The following is an 11166-nucleotide window of genomic DNA, read 5'->3' on the forward strand; positions in this document are numbered from 1 at the left end:
TCGCCCCCTTTAACCCATTACCACTTCTACTGTGTGTACTTCCCCGGCTCTGCTTGCAGGAATTACAGCTACGCTTCTGCCCTGTGAAAAATCCATATCATAGCCGCAGTCTTTTTCTGCGCCGTCAACTACTACGCTTTTCACTCCGCTCTGAACATGCTCCGGATTAGTAACTTTGATGTTGTAGACAGCTCCCCGGAAAATTCTTGATACTTCAAAGCCGTCCCATTCCTTTGGTATACAAGGATCAACAATAAGCTTATCAAAACCGGGCCTTACTCCAAGTAGGTAATGGGTCACAGCAAAATATGCCCAGCCGCCGCTACCTGTCATGAAGGGATGATGTGCCCTTCCGTAGGTTGTGTGGTCCTTTCCGGAAATGAACTGACAGTAGGAATAGGGCTCAGCCCATCTTCTTTCAATATCATCGTTCTGATAATAGGGGCAAAGACTTCTATAGTATTCAAAGGCTCTCTCCCCATTTCCTACCCTGCATTCCGCAGACCATACCCAGGGATTTGGATGAGAGAAAATGCTCCCGTTCTCCTTAAGTCCTGGGTACACCCTTGTCACAAAACCAATCTCATCATCAGGCTCTGTAAATGCAGGAGCATTCAGCATGATTCCGTAGGGAGTGGCAAGTCTTTCATAGACGCAGTCAAGGGCTCTTTTTGCTCTGTCGCCCTTTGCTGCTCCCGACAAAACTGCCCATGCGTTTGATTCAAGATGAATCTGCCCCTCCTTATTTTCCTTTGTTCCAATCTTTCTGCCGGAACCCGTAAAGCCCCTAAGATACCAGTCTCCGTCCCACAAAACATCATCAAGCTGCTTTGTAAGGCCATCTATTTTTTCTGTAAGCTCCTCTGCAAAAACCGTATCTTCCACATATTCAGCTGTCTCTCTAAGGCAGATCAGAGCTCTGTATAAAAGAAACGAAACCAGCGCACTTTCTCCGCCTCCAAGGTTGAGGCAGTCATTCCAGTCAGCTCTAAGTCCCTTACAGATTCCGTGTTCGCCAACCTCCGAAAGAGAGAACAGAACTATTCTTTTCATGTGCTCATAAACGCTTCCGGATCCTCCGTCCGCATAGCCGTATTCCTCATTTATAAAGCTCACATCTCCTGTCTCTTTTACATACTCTGTGATTGAAGGCACAAGCCAGAGTGCATCATCGGAGCAGGCATCTGAGAGGCCGTGAACCTTAGATGAAGCCTCAGGCTCCGGAATGACTGTTGGAGACTTAAAGGGCTTTTTCTTATTTTCTTTCTCATCCTCAGGCAAGAACCATCCGGGTTCAAAAAGATGGATGCCATAACCTCTTGTTGTGAGTGCTCGTAGCAGCTCTACGATTCTCTTTTTACAGCCTGCAGGATTACTTGCTATGACCGTCATGGAATCCTGGGCCGTATCCCTATAGCCAAGCCCGGTTCTTCCGCCCACCTCTATAAAGGATGCGAACCTTGAAAACATTACATTTATCTCAGCCTGATACAGTGTCCAGGTATTTATCATGGTATCTATACCCTTCTCAGGACTTGAAACGGCAAAGGATCTCTGCTTATTTTTCCAGAACTCCCTAAGCCTTTCGTAGGCAGCATCAAGCTTTGCCGGGTCGCTGTATTTTTCCCTGATAGCTCTTGCTTCATCATAGCCGCCCTCACCAAGAAAATAGATAAGCCTTACAGACTCACCCTTTTTTAGCTCTAAATTCTTAGAAAGCCCGGCGCAGTGATTTCCGCCTTTTTCATAGGAGCCTGAAAGCTTTCCCTTCTGCACTGCTTCAGGGTTTGACTCGGTATTGTAGGTTCCGATGAATTTATCCCTTAGGCACTCAAAGCCGTCGGGTTCAAAGCTTGCCGTGAAATACTGATACCCTTCTTCCTCATAGAAAAGATCGTGAAGTATTATCCCATCCTTGTACTCTGAGCCTGCACAGTAAAGGCTCATCTGAAAATTCTGATTATCTATTGGAACATGATGGAAAGAAAATTCAGCATAAGAAAATACGCTGAGATTTCTTGTGTGGTCACTTTCATTTCTGATTACGACATCCCAGATAAGTGCGTTATCACCAATAGGAATGCTGAGCTTTTCACTGGCCCATAATCCCTTATACTCGCATTCATAGGTGGTTACACTCATGCCGTGTCTGGTGGTATATTTTGCAACGTCTAAAGGCTTCCCCACAGGCTGCCAGGAGATACTGAAATAATCCCCATCCTCGTTGTCCCTTATGTAGATGTAGTCACCGGGTCTGTCCATGGGAATGGAATTGCCGCGAAATCTTGTTATCCTGTGATATTCGGGAGACTTGTAAAAAAGGTATCCTCCCGCAGTGTGATTTACAACAGCGCACATATCCTCCACGCCTAGATAATTGGTCCATGATGTTGGAATATCAACCCTGTCTATTACATATTCATTATTCTTTTCATCAAAATATCCGTATCTCATAAAAACCCCCATTAACTTTTCTGTCTTTAGTTTAAGAAAATGGGGCCAAAATAAAATGTCCCATCTTGGCGTGTTAACTGTATTACGCCAAAATGAGACATATATGCTGCTAAAACCTCCCATGCCGGACAAAAAAAGAAACCCGGGGTTCTTAATATGTCCGGTATGGGAAGTTTTAGGACGTTATTGTTTATTATTTGATGACTTCTTACGAAGGTAATCTGCGATTGCCAGATACAGTCTTCCAACCAGTATCAGGAAAACTAGAAGTATGATGATCCACCACGCTGTGCCGAAGAATGGAAGCTCACTTATAAGGCCGAAGGCTCCCGCGGGGCTTCCCCAGTTCAGGAAAAAGTATGGGTAATTGCGGCCATCTGCAAATTCCCAGCCCTTTGCATATCCGATACCTGCATAAATCACATACAGAAGTGGCGGAACAACTACGAGGAATACACTTTTCTTGCTGATTCTTATGGATCTTGCGATTAAAAAGAAATCTGCCACAGAAGCAACGGGCACAACCACATGGGTCAGAATATTTTGAATAGTCCAGGCTTTATCACCAAGAACAGGCGCAAGCAGTAAACAAAAGACAACTCCCGTAAGGGTTATGGAAACCGTTCCGAGATACTTCAGAATATTCCATATCCATCTTACAGGCTTTTCCTGCTGAATATAATATATTCCCACTGCGGAAATGATAGCCATAGCGATGTTGCTCTGGGTTGTAAAATACATGAAAGTTCTCATACCACCCATGAAAAAACCACGGCCAGCATTCGCACTTAAGATGATTCCTATAACTGCCGAAAGGATAACAATGGTCTTAAGGCAAAAGCTTATTTTTCTCTGATTATCAGTAAAAATGCTCATAAAATACCTCTTGAACCTGAATCGTACACAACTTAATTCTACCGCGTTACGAATCATTATCAAGAGGCATCTGACATTTTATGAATATTTAATGATTAACCTTCCCATACCGGAAGAAAGCCCCCCGGACTCTCTGTGGCTTTATTGTAAAACTCTGGCTCCGAACCATAGGGTCAGGCAGGCTTTCTTCTTCCTCTGCCGAAATTCCAAAATCTTTCATTGGTTATATGTGTGATTTTGCAACATGTCTGAGTTTATTTTCAAGCGATAGCACAGCCTATATGCAGTCATGCTATCGTTGAAAATAAACGAGTTATGCAAAATCACACATGCTCATAACCAGTGAAAGATTTTGGAATGCCCTGAGGCACGGAAGAAAAAAGCCTGCCTGACCCTCTTGGAGCGGAGCCGAAGTTTTATGTTCATAGCCGCAGAGAGTCCGGGGGCTTCCTTCTTCCGGTATGGAAAGGTTGTAAATTATTAGATGTGATTAGCTACTTCGAAGGCATCCCAGATTCCGTACATGATATTGGAAACCTGTCTTGCATCGCCAAGAAGATAGATCTCGTCTACATCGTTCTTGTGTGCTTCGTAAAGGGTGTTCTCACTTGCATATCCAACGCAGAGAACTACGCTGTCTGCACTGATCTCTTTAGTCTCATCGCCAACGGATGCCTTTAATACGCCGCCCTTAAACTCAGTAACCTTAGCGCCTGTGACAACCTCAATTCCGTTGAAGGGAATGAGCTCCTCAAGCATCTCCTTGTTTGCTGTGCAAAGAGGACCGTTAACTGCCATAAGCTTATCGAGAGCTTCGACGATGGTTACCTTCTTGCCCTTCATTGCAAGGTCAAGTGCAAGCTCGCAGCCAACAAGACCGCCGCCTACAACAACTACCTTATCGCCTGTCTCCTTCTCGCCAAGAAGAACCTGCTCTGCAGCATATACCTTGTCGTCATCACCAAGAGAGAACATCTTGGGTCTTGAGCCTGTTGCAAGGATAACTGCATCGTACTGGGGATCAAGTATCTCTTTTTCTGTAGCCTTTGTATTAAAGTGAACCTCTACACCAAGGCGAACCATCTCATCCTCATACCACTTAGCAAGGGCAAGATCATCTTCCTTGAAGGAAGGTGCCCCGCCGGGGATAAGATTTCCGCCAAGACGTCCTGTTGCCTCGTAAAGAACAGGCTCATGTCCGCGCTCTGCAAGAACTCTTGCGGCTTCACTTCCTGCTACGCCGCCGCCCACAATAAGAACCTTCTTCTTTTTGCAAACAGGATTGTACTGATTAAGTCTCTCTTTTCCTGCCTGAGGGTTAACGGCACAGTTTGTAAGTGAATAAGCCTGAATACGTCCCATACAGCCTTCCTGACAGCTTATGCAGGGGCGGATCTGGCTAAGGGCATTTCTTCTAATCTTGTTTACAATATCAGGATCAGCCAGGGTTGGACGACCAAGAGAGATCATGTCGCATACATCGCTCTCTAAGCAATCAAGTGCCAGATCGGGATTATCCACACGGCCTGCCATGATAACGGGAATATTTACGTTTTCCTTGGTTATCTTTGCATACTTTCTGTAGGGAGCCTTCTCCATATACATCGGGGGATGATTCCACCACCATGCATCATAGGTTCCTGCATCAACATCAAGGGCATCATAGCCGAACTTTTCAAGAAGCTTTGCTGCCTCGATACCCTCTTCGATATCGCGGCCCTTCTCTTCGAATTCTTCGCCGGGAAGTGCACCCTTTCTGAAATCCTTCACCATGCTCTTAAGGGAAAATCTCATTGCTACAGGGAAATCCCATCCGCAAGTCTTAGCGATCTCTTCGCGGATTTCTTTAGCGAATCTGAGTCTGTTTTCGAGGGATCCGCCGTACTCATCGGTTCTGTGATTGAAGAAAGAAATAGCGAACTGATCGATCAGGTAACCCTCATGAACAGCGTGAATCTCAACGCCGTCAAAGCCTGCACGCTTAGCGTTGTAGGCACCCTTTCCAAAGCTCTCAACTATGCCATGAATCTCCTCAACTGTAAGAGGACGGCAGGTTTTATCAAGCCATCTGTGGGGTATTGCTGATGCTGAAACCGGCGGGAATTCGCCAAGGTTTGTGGGAATAGTAACACGACCAAAGCCGCCGCTCATCTGCAGGAAAATCTTTGCTCCATAGGCATGAACGCGCTCAGTCATCTCACGGCTGGTTCTAACGAACTGAACCGGATTATAAGTAGAATTGGGTGTGTTGGGGAAAGAGGGCTTTTCAACCTCTGTGTCGGAGAATGTAACACCTGTGATGATAAGACCAATGCCGCCCTTTGCACGTCTTGTGTAATAATCAATTCCCCTGTCGTTCCATCCGCCTTCGCAGTCACCAAGACCAAGGGGTCCCATGGGTGCCATTGCATAGCGGTTTTTGATTTCAATCCCGCGGATCTTAATGGGCTCAAAAAGCTTTTGATACTTCATTCTGTAACCTCCTACCTTCTTTTTCGGCGCCGCGGCGCCAACCTTCTCAATACAATATTATAAGGCAAACAGGGGGTTATAGAAAAGAAAAATGGCCACTGTATGTGACCATTTTCCCAAGAAGATATGAAAACATTTTACCATCTGTAGGTTGCGATATACTCTGTGTCATCCGGAGTCTTAAGGCCGGGATCGCTTATCTCAAGCTTTGGAGAAAGTCCCTTTAATGTAAGCTCCGTCTCAAAGTGGTACATTCCGATTCCCACATCAATCTTCTGAAGATCGTAATCCGGGGTCGCAAAGCCCTTGTCCTTCTTCTCATAAAAATGTGCTGCGTTTCCATCTATAACTACGCGCCAAGGCTGCTTATTAACTGCAGAAGGAGCAACTCTCACATTTTCAAGCGCTTCGAAAACGCCTGCGGCTGTAGCCTTTTCCTCAGAAAGCGGTGTATTAAAATCGCCCTCAAAGAAAAGCTTATCAAAATCAATACGGCTGTCTGCCTTTACACCCTTACGCATCAGAGTTTCCTTTATGGACATCTTCTGTGAGGTCTTTCCAAGAGGACTCATGCAGGGCATGATCTCGTTAGCTGCAAGACCTGTAGCGTTCTCGAATTTTTCTCTCGGCATTGTTCCGCCAATCCACACGGTGCCAAGTCCCATCTTGTGCGCATGCATCAAAAGAGCTTCAAATGAGTAGCCATAGGCTTCATCTGCATGCTCGCCCTTTATTACTACCGCGCTCACATAGGTCTTCTCACCTGAAAGCACGGGACTTGAAAGGCTGTTTTCATCCTTGTCCAGGAACACAAACCTGACCTGCACGCCATAGGGATTGTTTATGGTTCTGGCAAAATCCTTAAGCTCATTTATTACTGAATCATCAAGCTTTTGCCCGTCAAAGGTTCTGACGCTTCTTCTTGCCTTAGCAAGCTCCAAAAATTCGCTCATCTTTTATCCTCCCTGTCAAATCCCTGCATAACCTTCGCCACTTCATTAAGATAGCTCTCTTCCTCTTTTGCAAGGATCTCCTTATTGTCTTTTATCGATTCACTTAGCCGTTTCTCAGCAGATACAAAATGAAGGTTATCTACTGCCGCCGGAGATTTCAGTACCACCTGTTGATACATGGGTCCTACGCACAAAAGCTTAAGTGCTTCCTCATCAGACAGATATCCGCTCGTCATAATTCCAAGGGTATTGAAAATAGTATCGTTCGCAATGGGCCCCACTATTACATCATACTCCGAAAACTCGTCGGGCTTAACCCTTCTGTTGGAAAAAATGTATCTAAACCACTCTTCATCTCTGTCTAAATACTTTATCTTTAATCCGCTCTCGTCAAGCTCGTAGGTGTTCAGGATGACATCCTCTCCGGACTTTTCTCTAGCCCACCTTGTAGCAAAATCATAATCCTTTGTAACATAAAAGCCCTGACCAAAGTCGGCATTCTTTCTGCCTCTGTGAAGGTCAGGACGCATTATAAGCTCATACCCTGCATGAAATACATTAATCATCTGATTACCTTTTTTAAATCGCTGATCTGTTACGGGATGATTATATCACTTTTATAATTTATTGCAATTAAATTGTTTAAAATATTTAAAGTAAAAATTTTTAAGCCTTTCCGCGGCGCTCATATCCGGTTTCCTGATAATATTTTGCTTTTTCATCGTACATGAATTTATCAGCGATTTTCTTAAGCTCTTCTATTGTTGCATCAGGACGATCCCTATGGGCAGCATATCCTATGGAAACAGCAAGGCTTTCACTATAGTTTCCGCTCCAGGCCGTTACCTTATCCCTGATTTTTTTATCAATTCCAGAAATATTCGTGGTGTGAATAATTGCCGTAAACTCATCTCCGCCTGTTCTGTATACTTTTCCGGAATTACCGATAGCAGATGAGAGGCAGTCTGCGGCTGCAATGATAAGCTCATCCCCGGCAGCATGGCCAAGAGTATCGTTTGTCGCCTTTAGCCTGTTTATATCGATGGACGCAAAAACAAAATCATCCTCCATAGGCTCATGCTTATAGCGCGCAAGATCATCATCAAGACTTCGTCTGTTAAACAGCTGCGTAAGCTCATCGGTTAAGGATATCCTTATAAGATCCTCCTCCCTTCGCTTATCCATGTTTATATTCTGAACCGTGAAAACAACGATGAAGGGCACGCCCTTTTCATCTGCCTCCACATTGATATACTGTGCACGGAACCAGCCTGTTTTTGTATTTATAAACTCGCCGAAAATAAATCTTTTTCCGGTAAGTCTTTTTCCCAGAGTTCTTAAATTGGTAAAATCAAGAAATTTCTCGAGATGCTCCGGCGATACGTCATTTTTTATGCCTTGTGTCATCACCGTGTGGGAATGCTTCTCAAAATCAAGAGAATGAACGTCGTAGGACTGATCGCTAAGAGATGTCTCCGTCATGGATTTTAAATCTATCAGATTTACATTATCATAGACTTCAGCCATGGAAAACAGTATGTTCATCTGCTTATTGAGTCTTTCGGTCGCTTCAATGGCCTTCCTGTTTTTCTCCATAAGGGCAGAAAAATAATCCCTTAAAAGATTTGTCAGTGTAAGCCCGCCAACCAGCATGATCACTGTCTCAATGGTGTAACCCATCATGGCATTTGAAAAATAATCAAAAGCGGAATTGAATTTCAGATTTATGCTGTCATAGTAGGGAGAAATCAGCCAGGTGGCAATACACATTGCGGCGTAATTTGTAACAAGCGTCACAAAAAACAGCCTGGCATCGCAAAACAGAATGCTGAGAAGAGGTATGAAAAACCAGGTCATATTTATATGGATATGGTTATAAACCATGAACATCAGCAAAAGCTCCATGGAAATAAGAGCAAGCAGTCCCGCGTGCTCAGAATAAGGGCATATCCTGATAATGATTGTATGAAGCACTGATACCGCAAGCATCAGCACAGATAGGGTAAGACAGGTATAATAAGTGGCTGCTGAAAAAACGCCGAACTTAATACCCACGGCAATAGCAGGCCCTGTTAAAATACAGAACCACAAAACCGTGTTAAGGTACCTGTTTACCATCTTCCTGTTTTCTTTAAGGAAAGACGTATAATCAGTTACCTCGGTAATATGGCGTTTCAAATCGTCAAAACTCATATGCACCATTGTCAGCACCCACAAAGTGATTGTTCAGCTATGCATATATTTTACAATAGGCTTTATGATAAATGAGATTTTAGGTAAAACTTTTAGAGAATGTTTATAAATGGTATTATGTATAAAATATTGAACGGAGATTTAGAAACATGATATTACTTGAGCAGATGTTTATCCTATTTTTGCTTATGATGGTTGGAATGATCGGCCGCAAGAAAGGGCTGATAAATGATGTTGTCTGTAAGGGCATGTCTGCTATTGTTCTAAATATTGCCTGTCCTGCATTTGTGCTGTCTGCAGGAATAAATAAAGATGAATATGTTTCAAACGAAGCGCTGCTTACCTGTGCCATTTGCGCTATCGCAATATATGCAGGACTTATTCTCTGCGCTGTGGTTATTCCTTATATTCTGAGGCTTCCAAAGAACAACTATGGAACCTACAGGGTTATGACTATTTTTTCAAATATCGGATTTATGGGTTTCCCAATTGTGGCTGCAACCTACGGAAGTATCGGGCTTTTGTATGCTGCCACTTTCCAGTTTCCTTTTAACCTGCTGTTCTATACTTATGGAATCAAGACTATGCAAAACAGCTCAGATACCGAGGCACAAGCCACATCTTCCTGGAAAAACATCCTGAATGTGGGGGTTATCTCAGTTTTCATCTCAATTGCTCTGTATCTTCTAAGGGTTCATGTGCCGGAATCTCTGGCAGATGCTATTTCATCCCTCAGTGGTCTTACTGTTCCGCTCAGCATGATGGTAATAGGTTACGCCCTTGGAGGCATGAAGATCAGAAGTCTTCTTAGTGATTACCGCCTTCTGTTTTTCGCATTCATTAAGCTTATCCTGATTCCCATCATCGGAATCTCACTGCTTAAGCTGTTCATAACTGATGATACTCTCCTTGGTGTATGCTTCGTTATGATCGCTACTCCCGTCGGCAGCATGACCGCCATGCTGGCCCAGTGCTACAGCGGCGACGAGGATACAGCTTCAAGAGGCGTTGCCCTTACAACTCTGCTGTCGGTAGTGACAATTCCGCTGGTCGGCGGGTTGTGTTTGTGATAAAAACAGACTTCACGCACTGGAAGACTACATTTTTGCATGAACTACCTCCACCGACTCTGCGTCGGAAGAGGTTTCTGTTATGCCGCAGAGCGGCATGAACCTTTGGGATGCTTAGTGCATCCCAAAGAACAGGGCATGTCCACTATGCCTCTATCCCATTGGGTTACCTTTGGGAATACTTTTCTTAAGATATTGGCAGCTCCGTTTATGTCTGCATTTGTTATTGTCCCATCGTAGTGCCTGTAAAGTCCACGTTTTATCCTTTTTCCGGAAAAAACATAGTCAGCATTACTTCCCTTTTTATACACAGGGATCTCATCCATCGCAAGGAAATCCGCTTTGGATGTATAGCTCTCTTCCGTAAGCGCAAACCTGATCCCGTATTCAGCAAGCTTATATCTTAGCATATCTGCAAATATCAGCATTGGTATCTGCACAAAATTCTGGTTACTGATATGCCCCATACCCGCTTCCTGTTTCTGGAATACGTTATGCCCCATCACTACGACATCCACACGGTTATCCCTCGCATAGTCTGCAAGCTTTCTGCTTATCTTATGGAACTCATCCTTTATGCGCCTGTTGCGCTTTTCAGTGAGTATACTCATTTTCCTGGTGCGGTATCTGTTATTGCACTTCATGGCACATGATGAGAGCCGCCCCATTTCTTTGTTGTAGAACTGGTTTACGGACTTTATCAGTCCGCCCTTTATCACAAACGGTTCTGCTCCAAAGTTGTTCGCTACGGCTGCTATATTGTCCGTACCAGGATCTATCGACATGACCCTGATATCGGAAATGTCATCTTTTGATGAAAGAGATCTGAGAACATCCTTGTCATCCAAAGGCTCTATACCCACTGTTAAGACATCGATCACCACATCCATCACAAAGTCCTTACCATGTGGTTTTATCCGCACTTCCTTAAGTTTCCCCCGGGGAAAGTCCCTGCCAAGTTTTAAAGTATCTGTTGTTCCGGGAAAACGTATATAGGAATCATCCTTTATCCTGCATATCTGATTCGTAAGGATGGCAGTCTTGTATTTTCCCTGGCGTACATAACCCGGCATACGGGGACGCCCCGTAAATGCAGATGGTGTCTTGGCGTATGTCTTCACTGCTTCAAAAAATGATTTGTAATCCCT

Annotated in this window: 8 protein-coding genes; 1 reads left to right on the forward strand and 7 read right to left on the reverse strand. The window is 44.2% G+C overall.

Features of this window, described 5'->3' with window-relative positions:
• Nucleotides 1–9: 9 nt before the first annotated feature.
• The 6 genes from G608_RS0116215 to G608_RS22650 form a co-directional block, all read right to left on the reverse strand.
• Nucleotides 10–2454 (reverse strand): GH36-type glycosyl hydrolase domain-containing protein, encoded by a 2445-nt coding sequence (locus G608_RS0116215; RefSeq protein ID WP_026496890.1) that lies wholly within the window; start codon nt 2452–2454, stop codon nt 10–12.
• 183 nt (nt 2455–2637) lie between these two features.
• Nucleotides 2638–3330: a Pr6Pr family membrane protein gene (locus G608_RS0116220; RefSeq protein ID WP_026496891.1), complete on the reverse strand. Its 693-nt coding sequence runs from the start codon at nt 3328–3330 to the stop codon at nt 2638–2640.
• Nucleotides 3331–3810: 480 nt separating this feature from the next.
• Nucleotides 3811–5802, reverse strand: a complete 1992-nt coding sequence (locus G608_RS0116225; protein ID WP_026496892.1) for an oxidoreductase — start codon at nt 5800–5802, stop codon at nt 3811–3813.
• A 137-nt stretch (nt 5803–5939) separates the two neighbouring features.
• Nucleotides 5940–6755, reverse strand: a complete 816-nt coding sequence (locus G608_RS0116230) for a nitroreductase family protein (RefSeq protein ID WP_026496893.1) — start codon at nt 6753–6755, stop codon at nt 5940–5942.
• Nucleotides 6752–7321 carry a DUF3990 domain-containing protein gene (locus tag G608_RS0116235; RefSeq protein WP_026496894.1) on the reverse strand — a complete coding sequence of 190 codons (570 nt, stop codon included), beginning with the start codon at nt 7319–7321 and terminating at the stop codon, nt 6752–6754. Before G608_RS0116235 ends, G608_RS0116230 begins: the two co-directional genes overlap by 4 nt.
• Before the next feature lie 100 nt (nt 7322–7421).
• A complete protein-coding gene (locus tag G608_RS22650) occupies nt 7422–8948 on the reverse strand; it encodes a diguanylate cyclase domain-containing protein (protein ID WP_196810229.1) in 1527 nt (508 codons plus the stop codon).
• Nucleotides 8949–9097: 149 nt separating this feature from the next.
• On the opposite strand from G608_RS22650, the gene G608_RS0116245 reads away from it, so the two are divergent.
• Nucleotides 9098–10018, forward strand: a complete 921-nt coding sequence (locus G608_RS0116245) for an AEC family transporter (protein WP_026496896.1) — start codon at nt 9098–9100, stop codon at nt 10016–10018.
• An 80-nt stretch (nt 10019–10098) separates the two neighbouring features.
• On the opposite strand, the gene G608_RS21565 is transcribed toward G608_RS0116245, so the two are convergent.
• Nucleotides 10099–11166, reverse strand: a 1068-nt coding sequence (locus G608_RS21565; protein WP_081677472.1) for an RNA-guided endonuclease InsQ/TnpB family protein, incomplete at its 5' end; no start/stop codon positions are given.

The sequence above is a fragment of the Butyrivibrio sp. WCD3002 genome, from assembly GCF_000424265.1.
GTDB lineage: Bacteria > Bacillota > Clostridia > Lachnospirales > Lachnospiraceae > Butyrivibrio.